Origin of the sequence: Mesorhizobium sp. AA23, from assembly GCF_001672435.1 — a bacterium.
Classification (GTDB): domain Bacteria; phylum Pseudomonadota; class Alphaproteobacteria; order Rhizobiales; family Rhizobiaceae; genus Mesorhizobium.
Genome location: NZ_LYTP01000019.1, coordinates 1 through 25089, shown reverse-complemented (window position 1 = coordinate 25089; position 25089 = coordinate 1). Strand labels below are relative to the sequence as shown.

Annotated in this window: 27 protein-coding genes and 1 pseudogene; 14 read left to right on the top strand and 14 right to left on the bottom strand. The window is 60.1% G+C overall.

Annotated features, from left to right (window positions below; translation table 11 throughout):
* Positions 1-221 (top strand): annotated as a pseudogene (locus A9K66_RS16460) (cytochrome c family protein); the annotation flags it as partial.
* Between the two features lie 485 nt (positions 222-706).
* Positions 707-1528: a DUF2189 domain-containing protein gene (locus tag A9K66_RS16455; RefSeq protein WP_067325381.1), complete on the top strand. Its 822-nt coding sequence runs from the start codon at positions 707-709 to the stop codon at positions 1526-1528.
* 36 nt (positions 1529-1564) lie between these two features.
* Here A9K66_RS16455 and A9K66_RS16450 read toward each other — a convergent pair whose 3' ends face one another.
* The 8 genes from A9K66_RS16450 to A9K66_RS30360 all read right to left on the bottom strand — a co-directional run bounded on the left by A9K66_RS16450 (position 1565) and on the right by A9K66_RS30360 (position 7553).
* Complete coding sequence (locus A9K66_RS16450) at positions 1565-2038, bottom strand: aminoacyl-tRNA deacylase (protein WP_067325364.1); 474 nt, start codon at positions 2036-2038, stop codon at positions 1565-1567.
* A 111-nt stretch (positions 2039-2149) separates the two neighbouring features.
* The gene (locus tag A9K66_RS16445; protein WP_082953928.1) at positions 2150-2542 is read right to left on the bottom strand and encodes a cytochrome C oxidase subunit IV family protein; all 393 of its coding nucleotides are present in this window, start codon (positions 2540-2542) and stop codon (positions 2150-2152) included.
* 26 nt (positions 2543-2568) lie between these two features.
* Complete coding sequence (locus tag A9K66_RS16440; RefSeq protein WP_067325361.1) at positions 2569-3288, bottom strand: heme-copper oxidase subunit III family protein; 720 nt, start codon at positions 3286-3288, stop codon at positions 2569-2571.
* A gap of 10 nt (positions 3289-3298) precedes the next feature.
* Positions 3299-4003, bottom strand: a complete 705-nt coding sequence (locus A9K66_RS16435; RefSeq protein ID WP_067000057.1) for a cytochrome c oxidase subunit 3 — start codon at positions 4001-4003, stop codon at positions 3299-3301.
* Positions 4000-5769 carry a cbb3-type cytochrome c oxidase subunit I gene (locus A9K66_RS16430; RefSeq protein WP_067325358.1) on the bottom strand — a complete coding sequence of 590 codons (1770 nt, stop codon included), beginning with the start codon at positions 5767-5769 and terminating at the stop codon, positions 4000-4002. Before A9K66_RS16430 ends, A9K66_RS16435 begins: the two co-directional genes overlap by 4 nt.
* Positions 5770-5785: 16 nt before the next feature.
* Positions 5786-6670 (bottom strand): cytochrome c oxidase subunit II, encoded by an 885-nt coding sequence (locus A9K66_RS16425; protein ID WP_067000063.1) that lies wholly within the window; start codon positions 6668-6670, stop codon positions 5786-5788.
* A gap of 241 nt (positions 6671-6911) precedes the next feature.
* A complete protein-coding gene (locus A9K66_RS30365) occupies positions 6912-7157 on the bottom strand; it encodes a hypothetical protein (RefSeq protein ID WP_067000066.1) in 246 nt (81 codons plus the stop codon).
* A gap of 93 nt (positions 7158-7250) precedes the next feature.
* Positions 7251-7553 (bottom strand): hypothetical protein, encoded by a 303-nt coding sequence (locus tag A9K66_RS30360; RefSeq protein ID WP_127214219.1) that lies wholly within the window; start codon positions 7551-7553, stop codon positions 7251-7253.
* Positions 7554-7757: 204 nt separating this feature from the next.
* Here A9K66_RS30360 and A9K66_RS16420 point away from each other — a divergent pair, with 204 nt between their 5' ends.
* From A9K66_RS16420 to A9K66_RS16385, 8 genes are all read left to right on the top strand, one after another.
* Positions 7758-8915 carry an AraC family transcriptional regulator gene (locus tag A9K66_RS16420; RefSeq protein ID WP_245307563.1) on the top strand — a complete coding sequence of 386 codons (1158 nt, stop codon included), beginning with the start codon at positions 7758-7760 and terminating at the stop codon, positions 8913-8915.
* Between the two features lie 647 nt (positions 8916-9562).
* Positions 9563-10177, top strand: coding sequence for a DNA ligase (locus A9K66_RS16415; RefSeq protein ID WP_067325352.1), 615 nt, complete (start codon positions 9563-9565; stop codon positions 10175-10177).
* Between the two features lie 376 nt (positions 10178-10553).
* Positions 10554-12203, top strand: a complete 1650-nt coding sequence (locus tag A9K66_RS16410; RefSeq protein ID WP_067325376.1) for an EAL domain-containing protein — start codon at positions 10554-10556, stop codon at positions 12201-12203.
* A 155-nt stretch (positions 12204-12358) separates the two neighbouring features.
* Positions 12359-12880 (top strand): ubiquinone biosynthesis methyltransferase UbiE, encoded by a 522-nt coding sequence (locus tag A9K66_RS16405; protein WP_067325349.1) that lies wholly within the window; start codon positions 12359-12361, stop codon positions 12878-12880.
* Positions 12877-14055: a class I SAM-dependent methyltransferase gene (locus A9K66_RS16400; protein ID WP_067325346.1), complete on the top strand. Its 1179-nt coding sequence runs from the start codon at positions 12877-12879 to the stop codon at positions 14053-14055. The genes A9K66_RS16405 and A9K66_RS16400 overlap by 4 nt, the downstream gene beginning before the upstream one ends.
* Positions 14052-16418 carry a SpoIIE family protein phosphatase gene (locus A9K66_RS16395; RefSeq protein WP_067325373.1) on the top strand — a complete coding sequence of 789 codons (2367 nt, stop codon included), beginning with the start codon at positions 14052-14054 and terminating at the stop codon, positions 16416-16418. The genes A9K66_RS16400 and A9K66_RS16395 overlap by 4 nt, the downstream gene beginning before the upstream one ends.
* Before the next feature lies 1 nt (position 16419).
* Positions 16420-16980 carry an ATP-binding protein gene (locus tag A9K66_RS16390; protein ID WP_170950193.1) on the top strand — a complete coding sequence of 187 codons (561 nt, stop codon included), beginning with the start codon at positions 16420-16422 and terminating at the stop codon, positions 16978-16980.
* Between the two features lie 17 nt (positions 16981-16997).
* Entirely contained in the window at positions 16998-17336 is a 339-nt protein-coding gene (locus A9K66_RS16385; RefSeq protein WP_067000080.1) for a hypothetical protein, read from the top strand.
* A gap of 76 nt (positions 17337-17412) precedes the next feature.
* Here the strand turns inward: A9K66_RS16385 and radC are convergent, their stop codons facing one another.
* The 3 genes from radC to A9K66_RS16370 all read right to left on the bottom strand — a co-directional run bounded on the left by radC (position 17413) and on the right by A9K66_RS16370 (position 19828).
* A complete protein-coding gene (radC, locus tag A9K66_RS16380; protein WP_067000090.1) occupies positions 17413-18165 on the bottom strand; it encodes a DNA repair protein RadC in 753 nt (250 codons plus the stop codon).
* A 163-nt stretch (positions 18166-18328) separates the two neighbouring features.
* On the bottom strand, positions 18329-19252 hold the full coding sequence (locus tag A9K66_RS16375) for a DMT family transporter (RefSeq protein ID WP_067325340.1): 924 nt from the start codon (positions 19250-19252) through the stop codon (positions 18329-18331).
* 3 nt (positions 19253-19255) lie between these two features.
* Positions 19256-19828, bottom strand: a complete 573-nt coding sequence (locus tag A9K66_RS16370; protein ID WP_067325370.1) for an NAD(P)H-dependent oxidoreductase — start codon at positions 19826-19828, stop codon at positions 19256-19258.
* A gap of 95 nt (positions 19829-19923) precedes the next feature.
* Here A9K66_RS16370 and A9K66_RS16365 point away from each other — a divergent pair, with 95 nt between their 5' ends.
* A complete protein-coding gene (locus tag A9K66_RS16365; protein WP_067000095.1) occupies positions 19924-20856 on the top strand; it encodes a LysR family transcriptional regulator in 933 nt (310 codons plus the stop codon).
* A 58-nt stretch (positions 20857-20914) separates the two neighbouring features.
* Here A9K66_RS16365 and map read toward each other — a convergent pair whose 3' ends face one another.
* On the bottom strand, positions 20915-21742 hold the full coding sequence (gene map / locus A9K66_RS16360; RefSeq protein WP_067325367.1) for a type I methionyl aminopeptidase: 828 nt from the start codon (positions 21740-21742) through the stop codon (positions 20915-20917).
* Between the two features lie 260 nt (positions 21743-22002).
* On the opposite strand from map, the gene A9K66_RS16355 reads away from it, so the two are divergent.
* On the top strand, positions 22003-22260 hold the full coding sequence (locus tag A9K66_RS16355) for a hypothetical protein (protein ID WP_067325337.1): 258 nt from the start codon (positions 22003-22005) through the stop codon (positions 22258-22260).
* Between the two features lie 185 nt (positions 22261-22445).
* Positions 22446-22751, top strand: coding sequence for a DUF982 domain-containing protein (locus A9K66_RS16350; RefSeq protein ID WP_067325334.1), 306 nt, complete (start codon positions 22446-22448; stop codon positions 22749-22751).
* 4 nt (positions 22752-22755) lie between these two features.
* On the opposite strand, the gene A9K66_RS16345 is transcribed toward A9K66_RS16350, so the two are convergent.
* The gene (locus A9K66_RS16345; protein ID WP_067325331.1) at positions 22756-23442 is read right to left on the bottom strand and encodes an aspartyl/asparaginyl beta-hydroxylase domain-containing protein; all 687 of its coding nucleotides are present in this window, start codon (positions 23440-23442) and stop codon (positions 22756-22758) included.
* 343 nt (positions 23443-23785) lie between these two features.
* Entirely contained in the window at positions 23786-23968 is a 183-nt protein-coding gene (locus tag A9K66_RS30790; protein ID WP_128372631.1) for a hypothetical protein, read from the bottom strand.
* Between the two features lie 348 nt (positions 23969-24316).
* Between A9K66_RS30790 and A9K66_RS29605 the strand changes: the two genes are divergently transcribed.
* Positions 24317-25071, top strand: a protein-coding gene (locus A9K66_RS29605; protein ID WP_197507484.1) for an IS5 family transposase whose coding sequence is annotated in 2 segments (ribosomal slippage) — positions 24317-24656 and positions 24656-25071 — 756 coding nt in all. Because the reading frame shifts where the segments join, the coding sequence is not laid out codon by codon here.
* Positions 25072-25089 lie beyond the last annotated feature (18 nt).

Here is a 25089-nt window from a genome sequence, read left to right as displayed (position 1 = left end):
GCGTCATCGGGCGCACCGCGGGCACGCATCCCGGTTTCACTTATTCCATGGCCATGACCGAGGCCGGCAAATCCGGCATCAAATGGGATGAGCCCACGCTGACGAAGTATCTTCAGGACCCCAGGGGCATGATCAAAGGGACGAAGATGGTGTTTCCCGGCCTCAAGAACGATCAGGACGTAGCCAACGTCATCGCTTACCTGAAACAGTTTTCGAAGTAAGCGGGCCCTTCCAGGCCCCTTTCGGTGGCGCCGGCTCGCCCCGACCGAAGGCGGCCGGCATGACGCTGCTGAAGTGTGGCCGCCGGCGCCGTCATGCAGGCAGCGCAAAAAATCCCAGCACCAACAGAATGGCTATGCCAAGGCCGAGTATGAGAAGCGTTCGCGTGTCCATGACGTTCGCCTTCGACCAGGCGCATGACCCGGAAATCGGGAAAGGATCACGGGCCAATCAAAGTGATCCAGCCTCCTTTGCGCGTACCGGAGGCACTGCGTTGTAGTTGTATAAGAATACCGCAAAAAAACCTCTCGAACCAGCGTGGAGCTCTGGCCGGCCACCGCACCCTCGTTCCAATGAAAAGAGACAAATCGGGCGCAATGGAGTATGTTGGCTGCCGGTGCAGGTCGCGGTTTTGCGTGGCCAACCATGCAGAGCGGTAGCACCGCGAATCCGCGACCTTGCCGGACCCTGGTCTGGAGGAATGGTCATGGCAAGCTTTCACGTCATTGCAGGCGCTAGCGAAACGCTCGAGCATACCAGAGTGAGAAAGATCGGCCTTTCCGATCTTTTCGACGCGCTCAGGCGCGGTGTCGACGATTTCATGGTGAAACCCTCGCATATCGTGTTTCTGTGCATGATCTATCCGCTCGTCGGCGTGGTGCTTGCTACCTGGACATCGGGAGCGAACGCGCTGCCACTGCTGTTTCCGCTGGTGTCCGGTTTTGCGCTGATCGGCCCATTCGCGGCGATCGGTCTTTACGAGATCAGCCGCAGACGGGAAGCTGGGCTCGATGCATCCTGGCGCCATGCCTTCGAGGTCAGGAACTCCCCGGCGCTGCCGGCCATCGCCGCGGTCGGGATCATGCTGTTCGCGATCTTCATAGCGTGGCTTTTGACCGCCAAAATCTTCTACGAGCAGCTGTTCGGTCCCGCGCCCCCGGCATCGCTGTCCAGTTTCATCGCTGAGATATTCGCCACCGGGCGCGGTTGGACCCTGATCGTGCTGGGTCACGCCATCGGATTCGTCTTCGCCGTGGTCGTGTTGTGCACCACCGTGGTGGCTTTTCCGCTGCTGCTTGATCGCGATGTCGGCGCCTACGAAGCCATTCACACTTCGGTACGTGTAGTGCTGGCGAACCCCATCGTAATGGCCGTCTGGGGACTGATCGTCGCCGTTGGGCTGATCGTCGGTTCGCTGCCGGTGTTCGCGGGGCTGGCGGTTGTGCTGCCAGTCCTCGGCCATGCCACCTGGCACGTGTATCGTAAGGTCGTGGAAGCGCCGGCCGCCGCCCCAAGACCGGCGAACTAGCAAACCCTGTCGAGCACGGGCGGGAGTGCCGGTGTCTCACAGGGCCGGGTGGCTGAAGCGTGCCCGACGCGCGCCTGTGGTCAGGTCGCGGAAATCCTTGCCGCTGACATGCACAAGGGTCTTGTGGTCGCCGCCCTCGAAATAGATATCGGCGGCATCGCCGAGGCTTTCGTCCAAAATGACCGGCACGTCATAGGCCGCGCCGATCGGCGGTACGGCGCCGATATCGCAATCATCGAAGAGCGAGACCACCTCGTCCTCGGAAGCGAGCCCGAGGCGCTTGTCCATCACGTCCTGGAGCTTGGCGAGTTCGATCCTGTGGGTGCTTGGGACCACGGCCAGCGCATAGCCGAGCTCGTGGTGAACGACCACGGACTTGGCCATCATGCTGCCGGGCACGTGGGCGGCAATGGCGGCCTGCCTGCTGGTTGCAGTCCGATGATGCGCGACGGTGTCGTAGGGGATTCCCTTGCCGTCTATGAAATTCCTCAGTCTGTTCGCTATCGTCATTTTCCGCGTCCTTTGCTTGAGTTCACGACGCATATCAAAACCAAACCGCCGGTTGTTTCGAGGCACCGGCCATTTCGGGCTGATTAGGCTGCGGTTTATCCAAACCGCGCGTCAGGGGCCGGGCCCGAAAAACGCGATACGGGTCAGCAGCGTATAGTCGGCCTCGAAGACCATCATCGCCACGAAGACCAGCACCAATATCGGCGGCAGGATGATCGCATACATCATCGCCAACCGTTCCCAGGCCATGTGCATGAAGACGGCCACGATCAGTCCTGCCTTGAGCATCATGAAGATCAGGATCAGCGACCATCTGAGATAGCCGTGCAGGCCGAAATAGTCGACCATATAGGAGCAGGCGCTGAGAATGAACAGCCACACCCAGACCACCAGATAGAGCCTGATCGGGTGTTCCTGATGCGTGTCCGACTTGCCGGCGGTCGCCGCATCGTGGGTGGAGTGCAGTGCCTGTTGTCCGAGACCGTTTGCGGTTGCTTCAGCCATTTCGTCCTCTCAGCAAAGCCTGCCTCTCACCAAAGATAGAAGAAGGCGAAGATGAACACCCAGACCAGGTCGACGAAGTGCCAGTAGAGTCCCATGATCTCGACATTCTCGTAGTGGCCCCGGCGACTGGTGAAAAACCCCGGACGCCCGATGTCGTAATCGCCGCGCCAGACTTTTCGCGCCACGATGATCAGGAAGACGACTCCGATGGTGACGTGCGTGCCGTGGAAGCCGGTGATCATGAAAAAGCATGAGCCGAATTGCGCGGCTCCCCAGGGATTGCCCCAGGGCCGCACTCCTTCGGTGATGAGCTTGGTCCATTCGAAGGCCTGCATCCCGACGAAGGTTGCGCCGAGCGCGGCGGTCAAAAGCATCAGGATCGCGGTTTTGCGGCGATCGCGGCGGTAGCCGAAATTGACCGCCATGGCCATGGTGCCGCTGCTGGAGATCAGCACGAAGGTCATGATGGCGATCAGGATCAGCGGGACCTCCGACCCGCCGATGTGCAGCGCGAAGACCTTGCTTGGGTTGGGCCACGGCACGCGCGTCGACATGCGGGCGGTCATGTAGGAGAGCAGGAAGCAGCCGAAGATGAAGGTGTCGCTGAGCAGGAAGATCCACATCATGGCCTTGCCCCAGGACACGTTCTTGAACGCGCGCTGATCCGAGGCCCAGTCGGCGGCAATCCCGCGCCAGCCCTGGGGGCGATCCAACTGGCTGCTATCCGTCAGTGTCGTCTCGGCCATCGCCAGTCTCCTAGGTCAGCAGCCGTTGGCAAATGCTCACGAATGTCGCCGCCCAGCCGGCCAGGACTGCGAAAATGCCGAGCCAGACGAAAAGCAGGAAATGCCAGTACATCGCGCAGAGCTCGATCCCGAGGCGAAGCCGCTGCGGCCGGGCGCCCGTCCAGGCGCCGATGCTCGTCCTGCCAAGGCCGACCAGCCCGCCCAGTATGTGCAGGCCGTGCATGGCGGTGATCAGATAGAAGAAGCTGTTGGCCGGATTGGAGTCCAGCAGGTAGCCGTCATCGGTCAGCTGCCGCCACGCGATCAGTTGGCCGATCAGGAAGGCGAGGGCGGTCAGCCCGGCCGTCGCAAGACCGAGCCTGACCATGTCCGTCTGGCCTCTGCGCGCCGCGATCACGGCGCATTGCAGCGCAACGCTGCTCAGCACCAGCACGCCAGTGTTCAGCCAGAGCAGGCGCGGCAGCGGCAGAGGCCGCCAGTCCGGCAGACCCATGCGCATGAAATAGGCGCTGGTGAACAGCGAAAACAGACAGCCGACGACCGCGAGGAAGACACCGAGGCCGATCTTGGCGGTGGGCAGGGCCGATCGCTCGAGGCCGACGAAATCCCCGGCCAAGCCTTGCTCGAGCCACGGCTTCGCGGTCAGCCGCTGGTGCGAAAGCCACCATCCGGCAAAGCCGGCGATCACCAGCAGGAAGACCAGGATGACGCTCATGCCGGCTCCCTCGATGGGATGAAGGAGCCCGGCACGTTCTGCGGGATGAAATCCTCCTTCGTGCCCGGCACGCTGTAGTCATAGGCCCAACGATAGACGATCGGCAGCTCCTTGCCGAAATTGCCGTGCGCCGGCGGCGTCTGCGGCGTCTGCCACTCGAGCGTCGTTGCCCGCCACGGATTGCCGCCGGCGTCACGGCCGTGACGGATGCTCCAGATCAGGTTGAACAGGAACACCATCTGGGCGAAGCCGACCAAGAAGGCCATGATGCTGATGAACGAATTCAGATGATGGGCCGACTCCGTCATGATCGTCATGTCGGTCAGTTCGGCGTAGCGGCGCGGTACACCAATCAGGCCGATATAGTGCATGGGGAAGAAGATCAGGTAGGCGCCGAGGAAGGTGACCCAGAAGTGAAACTGGCCGAGCGCCTCGTCCAGCATCCGTCCGGTGACCTTCGGATACCAGTGATAGATCGCGCCGAAGATCACCAGGATCGGGGCGACACCCATCACCATGTGGAAATGGGCAACGACGAACATCGTGTCCGACAGGGGAACGTCGACGACGACATTGCCGAGGAACAGCCCCGTCAAACCGCCATTGACGAAGGTGACGATGAAGGCGAGCGCGAAAAGCATTGGTATCGAGAGATGGATGTCGCCGCGCCACAGGGTCAGCACCCAGTTATAGACCTTGATGGCGGTCGGAACGGCTATGATCAACGTCGTCGTGGCGAAGAAGAAGCCGAAATAGGGGTGCATGCCGCTGACGTACATGTGGTGCGCCCAGACCACGAAGCTCAGCGCGCCGATGGCGATGATCGCCCAGACCATCATTCGGTAGCCGAAGATGTTCTTGCGCGCGTGCGTGCTGATGAGGTCGGACACGATGCCGAAGGCCGGCAGGGCCACGATGTAGACTTCCGGATGGCCGAAGAACCAGAACAGATGCTGAAATAGGATCGGGCTGCCGCCACTGTGCTGCAACTGTTGGCCCATCTCGACGATCGCCGGCATGAAGAAGGAGGTGCCGAGCGCGCGGTCGAGCAGCATCATCACACAAGCAACGAACAGCGCCGGGAAGGCGAGCAGAGCCATGACGGTGGCGGTGAAGATGCCCCATACGGTGAGCGGCAGGCGCATCAAGGTCATACCCCGCGTGCGGCCCTGCAGCACCGTCACAACATAGTTCAAGCCACCCATGGTGAAGCCGATGATGAACAGGATGAGCGAAGAGAGCATCAGGATGATGCCCCAGTCCTGGCCACCCGGCGTGCCGGTCATGATCGCCTGCGGCGGGTAGAGCGTCCAGCCGGCGCCGGTCGGTCCGCCGGGCGCAAAGAAGCTTGCGACGAGAACGAGCACCGCCAACAGGTAGACCCAGTAGCTCAGCATGTTGACATAGGGGAAGACCATGTCGCGGGCGCCGACCATCAGCGGGATGAGATAGTTGCCGAAGCCGCCAAGGAAGAGTGCGGTGAGCAGGTAGATCACCATGATCATGCCGTGCATGGTGATGAACTGGTAGTAGGCCTCCGGAGTAATGAAATCGAACGTGCCGGGGAAGCCGAGCTGCAGGCGCATCAGCCAGGACAGGAACAGCGCTACAAAGCCGATCGCCGTTGCCGTTGCCGAATACTGGATCGCTATGACCTTGGCGTCCTGCGAGAAGACGTATTTCGTCCACCAACTGTGCGGATGGTACAGTTCCATTTCCCCGACTTCGGCGGGGGGAACGGCATCTGCGGGTGTGACGTCGACCATGGGAGCACCTCCCTGTTCAGCGGGCCTCGACAGTTTCGACTTTTGCCCCGACGTCCAAAGCGGACGCCATTGTCTTTCCTGGCAGCGGGTTCGCCGAGCCCGTTTGCTGAGGCGCCGACAGTTGCGCAAAAGTCTGCTGCTGCCCGAGCCAGGTCAGGTAATCCTGCTCGGTGTCGACCATCACCATGCCATGCATCAGCGGATGTCCCTGGCCGCAGAGCTCGGCGCACAGGACCTGGAAGGTTCCGGTCCTTGTTGGAGTGAACCAGAAATAGGTGACCGATCCCGGGATCATGTCCATCTTGGCGCGGAATTCCGGGATGTAGAAATCATGCAGCACGTCGATCGAACGCAGCAGCATCTTGACCGGTTTGCCGACCGGCAAGTGCAGGTCCGCCGCCTCGACCACGACGTCGTCCTGGCCGTTGGGATCCTTTGGGGCGATGCCTAGCGGGTTCTCAGCGGCTACTTCACGGGTGTCCGAAGTGCCGAGCTTGCCGTCCTTGCCTGGCAGGCGATAGCTCCACTGCCATTGCTGAGCAACGACCTCGATTTCGGTCGCATCGCTCGGCACGTTGACGAAGCGGCTCCAGACGAACAGGCCGGGAACGAGCAAGGCGGTGACGCCGATCGCAGTGACGATCGTCAACCACCATTCGAGACGCTTGTTCTCCGGTTCGTATACCGCGCGATTGCCTTCGCGATGGCGAAAGCGGAACACGCAATACGCCATGAAGAGAACAACGGCGGCAAAAACGACGCCGGTGATCCAGAAGCTGATGATGATGGTGTGGTCGATATAGTCCCAGTTCGAGGCAATCGGCGTCCACCACCATGGGCTCAGGAAGTGGAACAACACCGAGCCCACGACGATCAAAACGAGTACAAGCGCGATGGCCATGTCCCGTCCTCCGGTATTTCATGGGAGCGCGAAGCATCCAACGCCAATACCAAGCCGCATCATGCTCGATTTCCGGTTGAAATTCCAGAGCCGACTAGCTGATGTGCAAAACGTTGCTGCGCGCCCGGACCTTTTGGGGCGGCGGGCCTTGGCGCAGCGGGCCCTTCGTCGAAGCATTGCCCTTACGGACGATGTGCAGAGGGCTGAATGGCCGGCTTGATGCCGCTGGCGGGTAGATCAACTAGTTCATTTTAGGCGTGCGGACGGCTGCCCTGGCCTTTTGCCGGCGAGATTTGACCGCCTCCAGCAGTTCGCGTTCGCTGGTGTGAGCATTTCGAAAGATGGCCACAACCAATACCGCTAGAATTTCGGCGTCCGGGTCCAAAGGATCGAGCTGTTCATCTGCGCAGACCTGATTGAACACGCGTTCGCAAACGGCCAGATCGAGAGGGCTAAGGCAGGTGCGATTGAAACGCCGACGCAGCATTTGAGCGAACCTTTCAGCGCCCGCCGCCCGTGCTTTGCGGCGGGGCCTTGTCACCGAGGCTTGAAAAGATGTTGTCCCCAGCTTCTAGTAACGTTACTCCATGCTCGGCGATTGTGTTGTCAATAATCCCAAAATCTGTGCGCAGTCCCTAGATCTATATTGGCCGACCCGCATGAGCTGGTAATAGTCTTGCCGTTTGTTGTCGGGTATACGGAAGCCGCGTCGAAAGTCAGCCGCCTCTTTCGGGGCGCGAGTGCAGCCAAGTTTGCTGGCGCTGACTTTCAAACTCGCCAGTGAGCATCCGAGCTTTGCCGCAATGTCTTTCAATGGCTCGTTGTTGACATATCCATCAAGAATTATCTTGCGGCGAGCTTCTCCTTTGACTTTTTCATTCATTACCTGGTCTCCTCAACGTCGCTTTCACGATGTCGGAATCTATAGGCGCCGGTCTGAAGTGTGTCGTTAGCCTCGTATCCAGAAACTTATCTCGGGATGCATTTCTTATTGTAACCCAGCGTGATCGACGATGCGGTCCACAGGCTTGCCAGATCCCGGGATACACCACATGATTGCGGGGGCATGGGCATACCGGAATCGGATATGGCACCACGCGCGATGGACGCTAAGGAGCAAGACGAGGCGCATACCGGGCCTGTACCGGAGCGTGAGCGACGGCGTTGGCCGCGCGACGTTCAACCCGACAACGAGGCGGCTCGGCCAATCGCGCCGGCACTGGAACCGCTGTCTTTTTCAACGCTCGAACTGGCAGCAGAGGATCAATTCCCCGCTTGGCAAACGCATGTGGCACCGCTTGTCGAGGTCAGGCTGCCGGATGACAAATCGCTGGACGACGGCTTCCCCGCAGCGCACAAGGCTTGGAATCTCGGCGGCATGCTGATCGTCGAACAGCGGACGCCGGCGCACAGTTATATCCGTTCCGCCGCAAAGCTTCGGTCCAGCTCGATCGATCATTGGTATGTCGTCTTGCCACATACCGGCCGGTCGTGGACGGAGGTCAATCGCCGTGTCGCGGAGGGCCAGCCGGGCAAACTTGAGATCAGGTCGCTAGGCTACCCGTTTCGCGGGAGGATGACCGAATCCGAAAGTCTCGTTCTATATTTGCCGCGTGATTTGTTCGCCGACGCGGCGGCAACCCTCGACGCAAACAACAATTCAATTCTTTCCGGCAATTTTGCAAACCTTTTGATCGACTATGTCGACGGCATCGTAACAAGACTGCGCAGCCTCACCGCTGACGACCTGCCTCGCATCGTACACGCGACGCGCAGCATGATCATTGCGTGCCTCGCGCCGCCGGCCGAACATGCGGCTGCGGCCGAACAACTGGCGAGTGTCGCGCTGATGGAGCGGGCCCGTCGATACGTCCAAAACAACCTGGAAGTGGCTCATCTGACGCCGGATTCAATGTGCCGGGCGCTCGGTGTTTCGCGATCTCGTCTCTACCAGCTGTTCGAACCGAGCGGTGGGGTGCTCCATTACATTCAAAGTCGCCGACTTCTGGCAGCCCATGTTGCGCTCAGCGATCCGGCGGACAGCCGGCGCATCGTTCAAATTGCGGAGGCCTTCGGGTTCAGTTCAGCGGCAAATTTCAGCCGGGCGTTCAGCAAGGAGTTCGGTTACAGCCCCCGCGAAGGGCGCAGGACGACGGTGTTGCCGCGCCCCGCCCACTCTGTTTCGCTTGGCGAGCACGAGAAGACCTCCTCGTTTGAAGGATGGCTCAAGGCGCTTGGAAGCTGATCATAGCATCCGCGGCGGGCGTTTCATCAGTATGCCCGGAGTGATACTGGATCCGGCGACAATCCTTGCCGGGCAAGCGATCCTTGGCTGGCGGTACCCCATTGGCAAAATCCCTGGCGAGAGATGCCGTGCCGATCGAGATATGTACGCCCGGATAAGTATCTGGATGCGCAGCTAACGACAGCGCGGCCTTATTCGTAGATGTTCGCTGTGACTTAGCGGGGGGCTCGGCACAGGCGGCAGGTTTCCAAGTTGGGGGGAATATCGCACCGCCTGTGCCGACCGCGCCGCCGCAAACCGTCAAAGGCGTAAGTGAGTTAGCGTGCCAAGGCCGAGGCGGCCGGTTGGTGTTCATTCCGCCGCAGAATGGCTTAGTGGGGGCTCGATGGCTTAGTGGGGGCTCGGCACAGGCGGCAGATGTCCAAGTTGGGGGACATCGGATCGCCTGTGCCGCTCGCGCTACCGCTATCCGTCGAAGGTGTGGCGTAATTGAGTAAGCGTGCCAATGGCCGGGGGGCGGCTGGCCGGTGTTCATTCCGTCGCAGAATGGCTTAGTGGGGGCAAGGCACAGGCGGCAGGTGTCCAAATGGATACCAGATCGACGGTGCCGCTCGCGCCACCGCTATCCGGCAAAGATGGTGGCGTAGTTGAGTCAGCGTGACAAGGTCGACGACGAACGGCTGGAGTTCATTCCGCCGCAGATACCAACTCTTGTCGAGCGGCCGCCCGAAGATGAAGGGTGGGTCCACGAGGCCAAATTCGACGGCTACCGCACGCAAATCATCATTGATAAGAACGGCGCGCGTCTTTACAACAAGAACGGGCGCGACTGGACGACTAAATACTGGCCCATCGCGCTAGCTGTCGACCTGCCATGCCGGGCTGCCATTCTCGACGGCGAGGTGATTGTCTCAGGCGGGCGTGGCTCGCCCGGTTCTCCTGAGCTGGAAGCCGCGATCTGGAACGAGCCGAGCCGGCTGGTGTTCGTCGCTTTCGACATCCTCCATCTCGACGGTCGCAATCTTATCCCCTTACCCCTGCTGCAACGCAAGCAAGCGCTGTGGCGACTGGTTGAGCCTGGCCTCGGCAAGATCCAATACAGCGAGCATTTTGAGGGCGACGCGCTCGCGATCTTTCGCGCCACCGAGAAAACCGAGCTCGACGGCGTCATCTCGAAACGCGCCGATAGCCCCTACCAGAGCGGACCGTCGAAAACGTGGCTGAAAACCAAATTTTTGAGAAAGCCGATCTCGAAACACTAGGTCTGTGATCGAGCCCAGGCCGCGAATTCCGCTCTGTCCTGTGGATCGCAATATTTCGAATCACGCCGGGCGCGACGCCGATTATCTGTCGATTCGCGATTTATTAACAATGAATGAACGTCCATCGTGGAATAACCTGCCCGCCAATCACAGCGGAGGATCCATTGCAATTACAGCGCATGCACCGCTTGTTGAAATAGCGAGTTGAAAGTTTGCCAAGCTTGTTACTTATGCTATTTCTAAACTGGGGGACGCTAATTTTCACCGCCTACGGAGGTGGCTTTTGCGTTCAGAGGCATCAGGCGTCGGCACGCAGAATGAGGAGTCGTCCTCAAGCGATGGTTCACGTGCCGGCGAAGCGCTTCTCGCTAACCTGTTGGCGAATACGACCGAACTTCTATCGTTCTATGATAGCGACTTCCGCCTAACTCACTACGCCGCCAGGCTTAAACGTCTGTACGGAGGTGCGGTGGTGCCAGGCGCAGCCATTTGGGAGATCTATCCAAGCTTCCTCGATACGAGGTGCCGCGACGAATTTCTTCGGGTGTTCCAGGGCGGCTCTGCGGCAAGCATTGACCTGCCGCGATCATCGGGCGAAGCGCCCCGCTCCGTTTTCGTCTTCGGCACTGCAGATGGTGTGGGAATCATCGAATCCCGGGAGCAGGGGGAGCGCAGCGCGGCGCAGGAGCAGGAGCATATGATTCTGCTCCATCAAGCGACGCACGACGTGCTGACCGGACTGCAGAATCGGCGGCGATTCGGCGAGCGGCTGCAGCAAGCGCTGGCGGCCATCGGCGGATCTCAGCCAAAAGCCGCCCTGCTGCAAATCGATCTTGACGATTTCAAAGCGGTCAACGACACGCTCGGCCATGGGGCAGGCGACACGCTTCTGCAACTCGCGGCAGGTCGAATCCGCGACGCGCTGGAGGACGGCGAATCTGCGTACCGGTATGCCGGCGACGAGTTCGCCGTCATCCAATTGGGCAAGGAGCAGCCCGCGGAAGCCGAGCGCCTCGCAACATCGCTGGTCAACTCGTTCAAGGACCCTTTCGTCATCAACGGCATTCCCGTCTTCGTCGGTTCAAGTATCGGAATCGCTTTTGGGCCGGAGCACGGGACCGATGGCGAGCAGCTGATGAAAGCCGCAGATATTGCTCTTTACGCAGCCAAGACGGATGGTCGCGGCTGCGCTCGAACGTTCAATCGCTCGATGCTGTTGTTGCTCGAGCAACGCGAAAATCTGAGGCGCAGCCTTCGAACCGCGCTGGAGCGGGGCGAGCTTTACCTGGACTATCAGCCGCTCATCAGGCCTCCTTCGTCGGTGATTGGTTTCGAAGCGCTGCTGCGGTGGCGGCACCCCGAGATCGGAATCATTCCGCCCGGCGTGTTCATTCCGATCGCCGAAGCCGACGGTCTGATGGACGAAATTGGACGATGGGTGCTCGAGCAAGCCTGTCGCCAGGCATTGGCGTGGCCTTCCGCGCTGACAGTCGCAGTCAACCTGTCGCCGGCTCAGTTCCTGAGCGGTTCGCTGACCGACACGGTCGCTCAGATCATCGACGCAGTTGGAATCCGGGCTGAAAGGCTTGAACTCGAGATAACCGAAACGGTTCTTCTTGAGAAGACTATCGACAATATAGATACATTGAATACGTTGAACGTCCTGGGAATACGAATCTCGCTCGACGATTTTGGAACATACTATTCGTCCTTGAGCTACCTTAAGAATTTTCCGTTTGATACCTTGAAGATAGATCAATACTTCATCGCGGACCTGGAGACGGATCTGAAGAGTCAAACGATTGTGCGATCGATCATAAGTCTGGCGCACGGCCTGGGAATAAGCGTCACCGCCGAGGGGGTCGAGACGTCGGCGCAGGCACGGTGGCTGATCAAGGAAAATTGCGATTACCTGCAAGGCAATTTCATGGGACGGCCGCTCGGATCCGAGGCAACCGGCGATTTCATCAGGCGGTCGCCGGCGAAGGGGCTGGAAGCGATGGAGGAATCAAATCGGGCGCGCTAGCCACTTGCACCGTTTGTAAATCGGAGGGCTGTAAAAACGATCGAGCTAGATGCCGCGCAATGCGGGACTGGCTCATCACGAGGCGGTCAAATTTCCGTCCCGGAGTTCATCGCGTCACCTGGGCTCAAATACGGATGGAATAGGAGAGGATGCGGATGGGATCTGTTCATCATGAACCGGTTGGCGAACCGACTTTTGAGCCGATGATCCAGATCGACATGGAAATCAAGACTTTTGTCTCCGCTTGGAAACACTGCGATTATGTCTCGACGTACATCGCCCGGATGATCAGTCAAAACAGATCAGACTCGGTGCGGCATTCGAATCTCTTTTCCTCTGCGTTCAACGAATTGCTGGAAGTCGCCTTTCGTACCCGCCACGCCGACGGCGAACTGGCATGCAGGGTGTCTCGCTATGGCGCGACGGACAGGATCGAGCTGACATTTCCCTGCATGCCGGAGGAGCGCCAATTCTACGAAGAAGCCGTTTCGCAAGTCGCGGGATTTGAGGCCAAGGAGCGATATCTCAATTCTGTGTCTGGGGATCTGGCGCCCAGCCGGGAGGTGGTACTCCTGGAACTGGCTGTCGACTACAACGCGGCACTCAGGGTCGAGCAAGCCGACGGCGATGCGATCACGCTCGTCGTGGATCTTCCGCTTGAGGGCCTGCAACATTGAGCCCTTACAACCTGCACGCGCGCTTCAAGGCGCAGTACGATGCGAACAACCAGGAGTTCTCAATATCTGGGGTGGTCCGGCCTCAGGCGATCGATGAGCTTGGGCCTAGCCTGGCATTGCTTCGCGATGCGATCGCCCGAGTACGCGGCGTTTTCTACGTCAATGTCAGGCGCTTGGCGCAGATGAACAACGCTGCATTTTACGCCTTTTCGAGGATCATCATCGATGCCTGTCGCGCTCGACCCGATCTCAAATTTGTTGTCATCACGTCGAGCGTCGTCGGATGGACCTCGCGAAAATTCGGTCGGCTGAGCGGAATCGAACCGAACATCACGGTCGAGGAGTATGACAGCGAATTCTATCCAGGGCAGGGCTTCCTCGAGGAAGGCGGGTTCGTTCCAATCCTGCGCACGCAGACAAAGATGACCTGGCGCCACGAGCGTGCAATCCTGCCGCGGCATGGCATGAGACCCGGGATCGTTATGGCCGACATCTGTTGCGGGATCGGTGATTTCGCCGTGCTCGTGCAGAAAGAGTTCCAGCCGTCGCGGATTGTCGCCCTCGACCACTCCATATCAAGCCTAGACTACGCCCGACGCGTGATGCGGGAGTTCGATATCCGGGGCATCGAATATACTTATGGCGATGCCTCGGAAATGCTGCTCGACGAGGAGCAGTTCGACTTGGTCACCTGCCGACATTCGCTTCAAATCTTCAATCGACCGGAACTCATCCTCAAGGAACTCTACCGCATATGCAAGCCAGGCGGGCGGGTCTACATCACCAACGAGAAGAATTCGCATTGCCTCGGCGAGCCGCGCGCCGAAAGCATCCGTTGGACATACAATGAAGTGGCGAAGCTGTTCGCGCATTTCGAAATGGACGTCGAGCTCGGGCCCAAGAGTCGGCGATATCTGATCGAAGCCGGATTCGACGACATACGTGTCGAGACCTTCACCGTCACCAACTTGGACGGAGATCCGCAGGACTTCGCCGATGTCATTGTCGCCTGGGCCGATGTCTATGCCGGCGAGATGGCCATCAAACGCGGCGACGGGCCGGAGTTCGTTGCACGGTTCCGGCAGGGCTTCCAGGATCACATATTCGCTGCGCTACACCCCAAGGGTTATGCGGGTTGGCCGATCTGGGTCGCATCGGGGCGAAGGCCGCAATGAAAGCCGACGATCAGCCTACACCGCGCTTCGGCCTGCGCTCCTTCCGGGCGAAATTCGTATTGGTCGTTGGCGGCGCCGTGCTGTTCGATCTCTTGCTGAGCGGCGGCCTGGCGCTCTGGAACGTGCAAAAGCTGTCGCGCGACGCAACGTCGGAAGTCGGTGAGGGCCTGACCACCGCAAACCAGGAATACATTCGCTCCTACGCCGATTCGACGGCGTTAAGCGTCGACCTCCTGCTCGATCGAGTTCATGGGGACGTGAAGGCGCTGGCCGGCGTTCTGCAGGCCCAGACCGACGATCCGAGCCGGCAGCGACAGGTCGGAGCAACCCTTTCGCATGAAGCACCCGGCTCGGTGAAGGTCGTCTACGACGCGAAGGGCGATTGGGCGCAGAACCTGCCGGGCGCGCCTTCGGTGATTAGCGTCTGGGGCTACCTGCTGGGCGCCGACCACACGCCGCTGCCAAGCGTTGAGCGGGAAATCGAAGACAGTACCGTTCTGGATCTCGTCGCGCCGACCCTTATGGCCAGCGGATCGCCAAAACTGCAGATGTACTATATTGGTCCGAAGGAACGCCCGATCTTCAGGACGGTACCGTATACGGACCAGGCACAGACCTTCGACCGGCTCTATCCAGGCCACAACAAGGCGGAGTTCTGGGAGTTCTTCTTTCCGGGGATCTATGGGTCATGGCAGCAATGGGCGAAGGATCCAGCCTCACGTCCAGTCCCCGACGATATCACTCAGACAGCGCCCTACACCGATGCGATCACGGGAAAGCTGATCGTCAGTTTTTTCCACCCGCTGTGGACGCGCGACCGTACCGGTATCGCCGGTGTAGCGGGTGCAGACATCACTCTCGATCAACTCGCGGAAGTCGTCGAGCGCGTCAAGATCGCCGAAACCGGGTTCGGCTTCCTCACGATGTCGACCGGCAATGTAGTGGCGATCAATCCATCGGGCGAGGCGATCATCGGCCTGACTTCATCCAACGATGCGGGCACGCAGGGCGTCACCGGCCTGGAGAGGTCCCTGCGGGGAAGCACGCAGCCGGCCATCGCGTCGCTGCCGCTCGACCAGAACAATGACGGTGTCATTCAGCATATCATGCTCGACAACAAGGGCGAACACGTACCCTACATAGTTGTCCTCAAAAGATTGAAGCCGACCAATCTGTGGAGCTCGGGACCGATCAAGTCTGAAACGATGTCGGTCGGAATCGTCGTTCCAGAACGCGAAATCTATGCGTCCCTGGTCGCCGCGCAAAAGAGTATTTCTCGCGCGACCAATCGTATTCTGCTCTTTCAGGTCGCCGCCATCGTCGTTTCGCTTCTGATTGTATTTGCGGCAGTGCTCGGCATCTCGAAGCGGATCACGGCCGGCCTCAGGGCGCTTGCCAGCGCCGCCCAGAGGCTACAGTCCAAAGACTATTCGGTCCGTGTTCGCGTTCCAACGCGCGACGAGGTTGGAGCGGTCGGGGTCGCCTTCAACCGCATGGCCGAGCAGATCAGCTTTCACACAGAAAACCTCGAGCAACTCGTCGACGAACGCACCAGGGAACTCGGCGACGCAAATCAGGAGATTTCCGCGCTCAACGAAAAGCTGCGGGACGAGAACGTCCGTCTCGGCGCCGAACTCGCGGTCGCCAGGCAAATCCAGATGATGGTCCTGCCGAAACCGTTCGAACTCGAAGCGATTCCGGGGCTGGAGATCGCGGCCTACATGCGGCCGGCCGACGAGGTGGGCGGGGACTACTACGACGTCCTGCAGAACGGATCACGGGTCAAGATAGGCATCGGCGACGTGACCGGTCATGGTCTCGAGAGCGGCGTGCTGATGCTGATGGTCCAATCCGTTGCACGCGCGCTGCAGGAGGCCAACGAAGGCGATCCGCATCAGTTTCTGGTTCGTCTGAACAGGGCCATCTACAAGAACATCGAGCGGACGAACACCGACAAGCATCTCTCGCTGGCCTTTCTTGACTTTGAGGACGGGCGGGTAACGCTATCCGGCCAGCACGAGGACATTCTCGTCGTGCGTGCGGATGGGGACGTCGAACGTATCGACACGCTTGATCTGGGTCTGCCCGTTGGCCTGGAGAACGACATCTCGCAGTTTGTTGACACGCGAGACATCGTGTTCGGGAGCGGCGACGTAATCGTGTTGCACACCGACGGTGTGACCGAGGCGGAAGATGAAGACAGAAGACTGTTCGGGTTCGATCGCCTCTGCAAGAGCGTGCAAAAGCGCCATGGCAGGAGCGCCGAGGACATCAAGACCGGGATCATCGAGGATTTGATGGCTCATATCGGAATCCAGAAGATCCACGACGACATCACACTCGTGATCATAAGGCATACGTAGGATGACAGCGCTGTTCGGTACGCCTGACATTGCAATAGGGATGAAGGGGAGCGTCAGTCGCGTGCGGCTGTTCGACGGACCTCTCGACTTGAGTTGGCGTCATTGCGCCACGACCTCGGACTTCATTGCCGATCTTTTCGCGTTGCGCTTTCAGTCGTCGCGCAATGACTACATGGAGGTGCGGCATAGCATCGGATATCTGGTCAACGAACTCATCGAAAACGCCGTCAAGTTCCGCGCACCAGGCGAAATCGTGGTTGAGGCGTCGATGGATTCGGAGTGCTTCAAGCTCAAGGTGTCGAATGACGTCGATGGTGAAATCGCGTCCGAGTTCCAAAGCCTGCTGGCGGACATCACGGTTGGCGACCCAAAGGACCTGCTGATACAGCGGATTGAGGCGAATGCCGCGAACCCCGACGTGGGGAGCTCCGGGCTTGGATTGCTGACGTTGATGAGCGACTATGGCGCACGTCTGGCCTGGATATTCAGCCCGGCCGATGAAAACGACCGTATTTGCCTGGAAACATATGCCTCCATTCCGATCTCGCAAACTCACAACTAGATGAAACGAAGCCAGATATGGAAATCAAGACAGACGACTACCGCGTGTGGACTGAGGGAAGCGATATCTTTTTCGACGGTGCAATGCGGCTTGCCAGTTCCGAGGCGGGTGCGCCGATCACGGCTTTGGCGACCAGTGTTCTTGCCTCAAATCCCGCTTCCATCACACTCAATTTGAAGGACCTTCACTTTCTCAACTCTTCCGGCATCAACCTGCTGGCGAAATTTACCATCGAGGTGCGCAAGCATCCCGATGTTCGACTTGTCGTGCGCGGAACGCCCGACATACCCTGGCAATCGAAATCACTGCCGAACCTGAAGAAGCTGCATCCCGCTCTGGTGCTTTTGATGAACTAACGTCAACGCGTCTCGATCGAGCCATTGCCCGCGAGGTGCCCGCCGTCGGATGATTTCCAGCTGATATTCGGGACTGTCAGATCAGCAGCAGGCCCTTCATCGAGGCATTGCCCTTGCGGCCGATGATGATGTGGTCGTGCACGGCGATGCCGAGCGGCTTGGCCGTCTCGATGATCTGCTTGGTCATGTCGATGTCGGCGCGCGAGGGCGTCGGGTCGCCGGACGGGTGGTTATGCACCAGAATGATCGCGCTGGCGGAAAGTTCGAGCGCGCGCTTGACCACCTCGCGCGGATAGACAGGCGTATGGTCGACCGTGCCGGTCTGCTGCACCTCGTCGGCGATCAGCCCGTTCTTCTTGTCGAGGAAGAGAATGCGGAACTGCTCGCGGGCCTCGAAGGCCATGGCCGAGCGGCAATAATCGAGAAGCTGCGTCCAGTTCGACAGAACCTCGCGGCCGCGCACTTCGCCGCGCGCCATGCGCTGCGCCGTGGCGGCGATGACCTTGAGATCGGTCGCCACCGTCGGCCCGATGCCCTTCACTTCCTCGAGCAGGGACGCCGGCGCGCCGAGCACTTCGGCAAGCGAACCAAAGCGCGCGATCAGCGCCTTGGCGATCGGCTTGGTGTCGACGCGCGGGATCAGCCGGAAGAGAAGCAGCTCAAGCAGTTCATAGTCGGGCAGGGCGTCCGGACCGCCGGCCAAGAAGCGTTCGCGCAGACGATCACGATGGCCGTGGTAGTGCGGCTTCTCAACAGGCGCCACCTCTTTCTTCGGCGGCTCTACCCAGGCTTCAGAGAAAAACGCCCGCTCGTCCTCGACTTTTCCCATCGCCCGCCCGCATCGCTGATCGAAAGAAGACCTTTGCCAGAGACTAAAGCATGATTCTGAAACGCGAAACGGTTCTCGATCATTTCAAGAAAGTAGCCGGGAGCGTTGCTGGGACATATCAAGACGCCGTGACGATGAGGGCTGCATCGCCTATTGGCGAGCGTTAAACATGGACACCCTCGGCAGCCTGCTTCTTCACTGTTCTTGCCCCGCTGACCGAAACAGCGATGCCGAGGACGACAAGGGCGGTTCCGAGAATGTGGATCGGCGTGATGGTCTCGCCGAGAAGAAGAAACGAGAGCACGAGTGCCGCGACCGGCAGCACGGCCATGAACACGCCAGCCTCTCCGCCGCTGGCGCGCGCGGCTCCTGAATACCAGAGCCAGAAGCCGATCACGGTGGGAAAAATGCTGATATAGACTGTCGCCAATAGGGCGGCAGGTGCTGCTGCAACGGTGCTAAACGCGACAAGGCCGGCGGCGAGCGGCAAGGTCAGCAGCAGTGAAATGCTGCTCATCAGCGCCGCGAGATAGAGCGGCGCCAGCGGCTTGCTGATTCTCTTGTTCAGGATCGCAAACAGTGCTTCGCCGGAAACAGCGAGGACCACCAGCAGGTTACCCGCCAGCAGCTTCAGATCGAGGCCAAAGCCCTTGGCAGAGGCGACATTGACAAGAAGTGCGCCTGCCGTGACAGCGCCGACCGCGATCCAGAGCTTGGCGCCAAGCCTCTCCTTCAAGGCCAACGTTGCAACGAGGGCAGCCAATACAGGCAGAAGGCCGTGGATGACGCTGGCATTGGCACTCGTCGTCAAGGTCAAGGCGAGGATCATTAGAATGCTATAGCCCGCGCTGCCCGCGGCCGCCTGAATCATCACAATCACATACTCCTTTGCCAAGAGCTGCGGCCGCGGCGTGCTTGTCAGGAAGACGAGTCCCCAGAGGATGGGCGTCGAAATCAGGAAACGGAGGGGAACGGCGAGGAAAGGGTGCATGCCGCCGGCAATGATTTTTGAGGCCGCCACGCCGGATCCGACCAGCGTCATGGCTATGGTCATGAGGGCGCATGCAATGATGCGTTGCGAATCCATGTGTCAGCCTACGGTATAGGGGGCGCGCGAACGCGCCTCCTTCAGCGCAAGAGCCCACCACTTGAGTTGGTGGAGCATGGTTTTGACAGCGCCGGAGCTGCGCTTCGGATCGAGCGGGCCCGCACCATCAGCAAAATGCTCCCACACCCCGTGAAAGCTTACTGCGTCCCGGACGGTGACGGCGTGGAGCTCGGCAAATACCTGCCGAAGATGTTCGACGGCCCTCAACCCGCCGGAAACGCCACCGTATGAAACGAAGCCGACCGGCTTGGCGTGCCACTCTTCATTAGCCTGGTCGATAGCGTGCTTAAGATGACCGGGCATGCTGTGATTGTATTCGGGGGTGACGACAACGAAGGCGTCTGCCTTGGCGAGCTTACTCGTGAATGCCTTCATCGCCGGTGTCGGCTCCGCCAAGTGCCGGCTGGGCAGATCAATGTCTGCAACATCGATGAGGGAAAGCTCGAAATCGCCCAGTCTCTGCGCCTCCTGGGCAAACCAGTGTCCGACCTTGTCGCCATAGCGTCGTTCCCGCGTGCTGCCGATCAGCGCTGCGAGCTTGAGCCGTTCAGTCACTTCGCTCTCCTGTCTCAGGCCAGGAAACTGATGACACATCGGGACGATCGATGGGATTGCTAAAAGTTGGCGCTTTCTGATCTAATTGATCGATCATGCTCGACGCGCTCACTCTCGATCAGATGCGGATGTTCCTAACCGTAGCGGACGCGGGTAGCTTTCGCCTGGCCTCCATGCGGCTCGGTCGCGCCCAGTCGGCGGTAAGCCACGCGATTGCCAATCTGGAGACCGAACTCAAGACGGTCCTGTTCGACCGGTCGACTCGTCGGCCGACCTTGACCTCGGACGGACGGGCCCTGCTGGACGACTGTCGCTCGCTGGTTCTACGCGCCGATCTGCTGCGCGCGAAGGCGCAGGGTATGGGCAGCGGCATTGAAATCGAGCTTGCGCTGATGGTGGACACGCTTGTTCCATTGCCGGCCGTCGGCAGGGCTCTTGAAGCCCTCCACGCCACCTATCCGACGGTTGGCGTCCGGTTGCAGATAGGTACCCTTGGGGAACCGATCGATTGCCTCCTGCAAGGCACGGTCGACCTCGCGATAACGGTGGGCGAAGACCTGCGCGATCCGCGCCTGGAATTCGATTCCCTCGCGCCGCTGTCGATGGCGGCGGTCGTCGGTGCTGGGCACGCTCTGGCCTTGATAGCGAAGAAAGGCCGGGTGAGTACGCCAGAGCTGGCCGATCACATCCAGATCGTCCTGATGGACCCTTCTCCTCGCTCCCATGGCCGCGACTATGGCGTGCTCTCCCAGCGCAAGTGGCGGGTGGGTAGCCAAGAGGCGAAACTGGCGTTGATCAGAGCAGGCATCGGTTGGGGGCGGCTTCCACTTTGGTTGATCGAGCAGGATCTTGTCGAAGAGCGGCTCGTGCAGCTTTCAGCCGCTGCGCTTGGTGAAAATGGGACAACGAAGAGCTGGGTCTATCTTGCCCGACGGCTCGACAAACCCTTGCTGCCAGCAGCCAGGTGCCTCAGGTCCGCGCTTCTGGCCGGAGCCGGGCTTGGTGATACTGCCGGGCTTCCAGCCTAGGCGCGCCTCGCCAATTGTTATGGACATCAGACCGTGCCGATGCCGTGCCTGCGGCAGACTAATCCGGCAAGCCGGGGCGGTCGAGCTTCTTTGGCGACAGCGTGAAGATCTCGCAGCCGCTATCGGTGACGCCGATCGTATGCTCGTACTGTGCCGACAGCGAACGGTCGCGCGTCACCGCCGTCCAGCCGTCAGACAAAACCTTCACATGCGGGCGGCCGAGATTGATCATCGGCTCGACGGTGAAGATCATGCCGGGCCGCATCTCGACGCCTTCGCCGACGGTGCCGTAATGCAGGATGTTCGGCGCGTCATGGAAAAGCTGGCCGACGCCGTGGCCACAGAAGTCGCGCACCACCGAGCAGCGCTCGGCCTCGGCATAGGTTTGGATAGCGGCGCCGATCGCGCCGGTGCGAGCGCCCGGCCTGATTGCGGCGATGCCGCGCATCAGGCATTCGTAAGTCACCTCGAGCAGGCGCTCGGCGGCGCGCTTGATCGTGCCGACCGGATACATGCGCGAGGAATCGCCGTGCCAGCCGTCGAGGATGTAGGTGACGTCGATGTTGACGATGTCGCCGTCCTTGAGCGGCTTGTTGTCGGGAATGCCGTGGCAGACCACGTGATTGATCGAAGTGCAGGACGATTTGGTGTAGCCGCGATAATTGAGCGTGGCCGGCAATGCGCCGTGATCCATGCCGAATTCGAAGACGAAACGGTCGATGGTCTCGGTGGTGACGCCGGGCTTCACCATCGACACAAGCTCGTCGAGACAGCGCGCGGTGAGATCGCAGGCCTTGCGCATGCCCGCAAACCCTTCCTCCCCATAGAGGCGGATCTGGCCGGTGTTTCTCAAGGGGGCCGTTGCGGCGTCGAGATAGGTAACCATTCTTGTCCGTTCGCGGGTTGGCTCCTGACGCGAGCCGGTGCGGAAATTTTCTCCAGATTTGGCACTGGAAGCCGCAAGGTTCAAGGACGAAGTGCCTGCAACCGGTTTGCCGAGGGAATATTCGCTGGGCGGGCGCGTCTGGGTGTCGCGAAGCTTTCCTTGCACCATCCCTTGAGGTAGCCGGGTCAGGATTCAGGAGATTTACGCCCGTTGACGGCACCGGAAACTGCAAGATCGACGCTGCTGCCAAGCAGGACCGCGTGCTCGGCCCTGATGGCGCTGCTTGCGCTTGCGCTGGTGAGCTTCGCCAGGCCGAGGTCTCCGCCTCGACAGCGTCTGCCCCGCGCGGCGCCGGCATCAGCGCGATGCGGCAGGGCGAAACGCTTGCCTGGCTGAAGATCGCCGGCAAGGCGCAGGCCCTCGTGCTCGGCGTCATCTTCGCCGTGCCGTCCGCCTATCTGCTGGTGGTGGTCTCGCGCATGGCCTATGAGGCGGAGACGGACCAGCCGAACCAGTAGACGCAACCTCGACAGGGCGATGCCGGTTGCATCGCCCGGTCGAACGATGTGGCTAGGGCGCCGATTTGCAGTGGCAGTCGCCGGGCCCGCACCCCACTGAGGTCACATTCCTGCGTCAAAAGCCGGTCAAAGAACTTTTCAGAACGAACGGCGTTGCTCCGCTGCGCCAGTTCGGGAGACAGGGAATGGACAGGCTGCAATTCGAGGTGCCGGTGCGCATCACGCCCGCGCCCGGCCTGCCGGTCGAGGAAATTTACAGCGTCGAGCAGGCGCTCGATTTCCTGCAGAACTGGCCGAAGCGCCGGCAGGGCAAGCTTTATGACGCCGCGTTTAACGCCTGCTTCGGCGCGACCGTCGATGTGGCGAGCGCCGAGGAGGCGTGCCGGGCCTTCATGGTCTTCTGCCGGGTCAGCGGTTTGCTCGCAAGGGACATGATGTTGCCGCTGAAGCGCGGCGGCAGCGCAAGAGGGTTTCGGGAAGCGAGGGCGTGACGCTTCACCCGGCGAACGATACTCCTCTGTAGTGCATTCCCAACTGCACGCCGCGAACGATCAACCTGGACAGGACCTCCATGTCCAGCGGCATCTCCGGGCGCCACACATCAAGCAACAAGGCGATACGCGCTTGATCGGCGCTGTTCATGACCTCGTGCTCGAAAGTGTCGTCCCACAGCAGGCATTCGCCGTCGGCGATCCGCTTTTCCTCATGGTTGATCATCATGATCGTTGCCGGGCGGCCGTCCGCCAGTTTCGGAATGACAAGGCCGAGATGAAATCTCATGATGCCGCGAAAGGGGCCGCGGTGGGGCGGGATGTGCTTGCGCGGCGCCAGGAATGAAACAGCCGCCGATTTGACCTCGGGGCATTCCGACAGCAACCGGCTGAGGGTAGGCATCTTCCCAAGGTTTTCCGGGATCGTCATGTCGTAGGCCTTGAGCACGAACATGCGCCAATCGAGGCCGTCATTGGCCGAAATCTCGGCCTGTTCCGGCATGATGTCGTGAAAACGCGGAACCCGGTTCAACTGCACCGACAGCGCTTCATCGCGAATACTCTGCCAGACGGCTGCGAACTTCGTCGCGTTGGGAAAATGCGTGGAGGCATCAAGAATCGCCGGTGCATCTATGCGTTTTTCATAGATACGACGCACCAGATCGCTTCCAAGATCGTAGACGTTCGACATCGCATCGCCTCGACCATGTTATAATATAGTGCACGATTGCTTTCAGCTATGGATCACGGAGATTTGTTTCGAGGCGTCAGGCAGAGGTTCGGTTTTGTATCACTGCGTCTTGGATGTCATCTGCGGACCAGTCGTGACGCCTCGATGACTTCGGGCGTCGTGCTGTCGATCGTGGCGTCTCAGCGCCAGCGGCTGGTCGGCTGCAGCCGCCGTCGTGCAGTTCAGGACACACCGGGGGCGATTGGGCCGCTGCGCGGCGTCCTGTGATCAAAGAGGTTGCCAGAACGCACAAAGCCCCGCCGGCTACTTGCCGGCGAGGCATTTATCAGAACCCGATCGTCAATCAGTGGCGATCGTGTCCGCGGCCGCCGCTCTCGTGGCCGTTGTTTGCGGCACCCAGGCACTGGTTCCAGTAGCCATCGTGATTGCTGCAAGAAGTGATGGTCTGCTGCTGAGCATAAGCCGCACCGGCCAAGCTGAAAACCGCGACAGTAGCCAGAATTGCATTACGAACGATGTTGGTCATTTGAGTTTCCCTTTGCTCTCATTTCCGGCAGTGCCGGTCGACGCCGTTTTTGCAGCGATCATGTTTCGATCTGATGGTGCGCAATTTCGGCTTTGTTTCGAGGAGGCAACGGCACACGCTCCCTGTGCGTGGGATGCCTGGGACAACTCCGATCACCTCAAAACCTTCTGACCAGCTTGGTTGTGTGCGAGCGTTTCAGGGGCAACTGTTTGGTTACAGCCCGTGAGCTTGCGTGCGACGCGGCGGAAACAATCATCGACCATCTAGGTCCAATCTACATTCAGGATTCTCAACGCGGTTTGGCGTTGATTCATTGCGTTCCGAGGGTTCTGATTCGGAGCGCGACGGATGGCCAAGCGGTACGAACTGACGAACGTCCAGTGGGCGCGCATCGCTGCGCTGTTGCCGGGTAAGGCGGGTGATCCGGGCCGCACCGCGGCCGACAATCGCCTGTTCGTCAACAGTGTCCTGTGGGTGCTGCGCTCCGGCGCCCACTGGCACGACCTGCCGATGCGGTACGGCAAATGGAAGAGCGTCCATACCCGCTTCTCGCGTTGGGCCAACAAAGGCGTGTGGGAGCGGGTCTTCAAAGCCCTCATCGACGATCCCAACAATGAATATCTCATGCTCGACACCACCCTGGTTCGCGCCCACCAGCAGGCAGCGACCGGAAAAGGGGGGACCAGAACCAGGCTCTGGGGCGTTCCCGAGGAGGACTGACCACCAAGATCCACATGCTCGCCGATGCCCTTGGCCGGCCACTGCGCTTCATCCTCACCGGCGGGCAGGCGCATGACATCGTCACTGCCGCGGCGCTGCTCGATGGCATGAAGGGCGGCGCCGTCATCGCTGACAAAGCGTACGACAGCAACGACTTGCGCCGGATCATCGCCGACGCCGACATGCTTGCCGTCATCCCTTCCAAGCGATCCCGCAAAGTGCCGATCCCGCACGACATCGTTCTCTACAAGACCCGCAACCGCATCGAACGCTGCTTCAACAAGCTCAAGCATTTCAGACGCTTCGCCACACGCTTCGATCGTCGCGCCGGCCACTTCCTCGCCTTCACCCATCTCGCCGCAGCTATGTTATGGATGCGCTGAATGTCGATTCAGCCTAGT

What these genes read in the sequence shown, in the direction of transcription:
- A9K66_RS16455 (WP_067325381.1), top strand. Translation starts at nt 707, where the DNA reads ATGGCAAGCTTTCACGTCATTGCAGGCGCTAGCGAAACGCTCGAGCAT.
- A9K66_RS16450 (WP_067325364.1), bottom strand. Translation starts at nt 2,038, where the DNA reads ATGACGATAGCGAACAGACTGAGGAATTTCATAGACGGCAAGGGAATC.
- A9K66_RS16445 (WP_082953928.1), bottom strand. Translation starts at nt 2,542, where the DNA reads ATGGCTGAAGCAACCGCAAACGGTCTCGGACAACAGGCACTGCACTCC.
- A9K66_RS16440 (WP_067325361.1), bottom strand. Translation starts at nt 3,288, where the DNA reads ATGGCCGAGACGACACTGACGGATAGCAGCCAGTTGGATCGCCCCCAG.
- A9K66_RS16435 (WP_067000057.1), bottom strand. Translation starts at nt 4,003, where the DNA reads ATGAGCGTCATCCTGGTCTTCCTGCTGGTGATCGCCGGCTTTGCCGGA.
- A9K66_RS16430 (WP_067325358.1), bottom strand. Translation starts at nt 5,769, where the DNA reads ATGGTCGACGTCACACCCGCAGATGCCGTTCCCCCCGCCGAAGTCGGG.
- A9K66_RS16425 (WP_067000063.1), bottom strand. Translation starts at nt 6,670, where the DNA reads ATGGCCATCGCGCTTGTACTCGTTTTGATCGTCGTGGGCTCGGTGTTG.
- A9K66_RS30365 (WP_067000066.1), bottom strand. Translation starts at nt 7,157, where the DNA reads ATGCTGCGTCGGCGTTTCAATCGCACCTGCCTTAGCCCTCTCGATCTG.
- A9K66_RS30360 (WP_127214219.1), bottom strand. Translation starts at nt 7,553, where the DNA reads ATGAATGAAAAAGTCAAAGGAGAAGCTCGCCGCAAGATAATTCTTGAT.
- A9K66_RS16420 (WP_245307563.1), top strand. Translation starts at nt 7,758, where the DNA reads ATGGCACCACGCGCGATGGACGCTAAGGAGCAAGACGAGGCGCATACC.
- A9K66_RS16405 (WP_067325349.1), top strand. Translation starts at nt 12,359, where the DNA reads ATGGGATCTGTTCATCATGAACCGGTTGGCGAACCGACTTTTGAGCCG.
- A9K66_RS16395 (WP_067325373.1), top strand. Translation starts at nt 14,052, where the DNA reads ATGAAAGCCGACGATCAGCCTACACCGCGCTTCGGCCTGCGCTCCTTC.
- A9K66_RS16390 (WP_170950193.1), top strand. Translation starts at nt 16,420, where the DNA reads ATGACAGCGCTGTTCGGTACGCCTGACATTGCAATAGGGATGAAGGGG.
- A9K66_RS16385 (WP_067000080.1), top strand. Translation starts at nt 16,998, where the DNA reads ATGGAAATCAAGACAGACGACTACCGCGTGTGGACTGAGGGAAGCGAT.
- radC (WP_067000090.1), bottom strand. Translation starts at nt 18,165, where the DNA reads ATGGGAAAAGTCGAGGACGAGCGGGCGTTTTTCTCTGAAGCCTGGGTA.
- A9K66_RS16375 (WP_067325340.1), bottom strand. Translation starts at nt 19,252, where the DNA reads ATGGATTCGCAACGCATCATTGCATGCGCCCTCATGACCATAGCCATG.
- A9K66_RS16365 (WP_067000095.1), top strand. Translation starts at nt 19,924, where the DNA reads ATGCTCGACGCGCTCACTCTCGATCAGATGCGGATGTTCCTAACCGTA.
- map (WP_067325367.1), bottom strand. Translation starts at nt 21,742, where the DNA reads ATGGTTACCTATCTCGACGCCGCAACGGCCCCCTTGAGAAACACCGGC.
- A9K66_RS16350 (WP_067325334.1), top strand. Translation starts at nt 22,446, where the DNA reads ATGGACAGGCTGCAATTCGAGGTGCCGGTGCGCATCACGCCCGCGCCC.
- A9K66_RS16345 (WP_067325331.1), bottom strand. Translation starts at nt 23,442, where the DNA reads ATGTCGAACGTCTACGATCTTGGAAGCGATCTGGTGCGTCGTATCTAT.
- A9K66_RS30790 (WP_128372631.1), bottom strand. Translation starts at nt 23,968, where the DNA reads ATGACCAACATCGTTCGTAATGCAATTCTGGCTACTGTCGCGGTTTTC.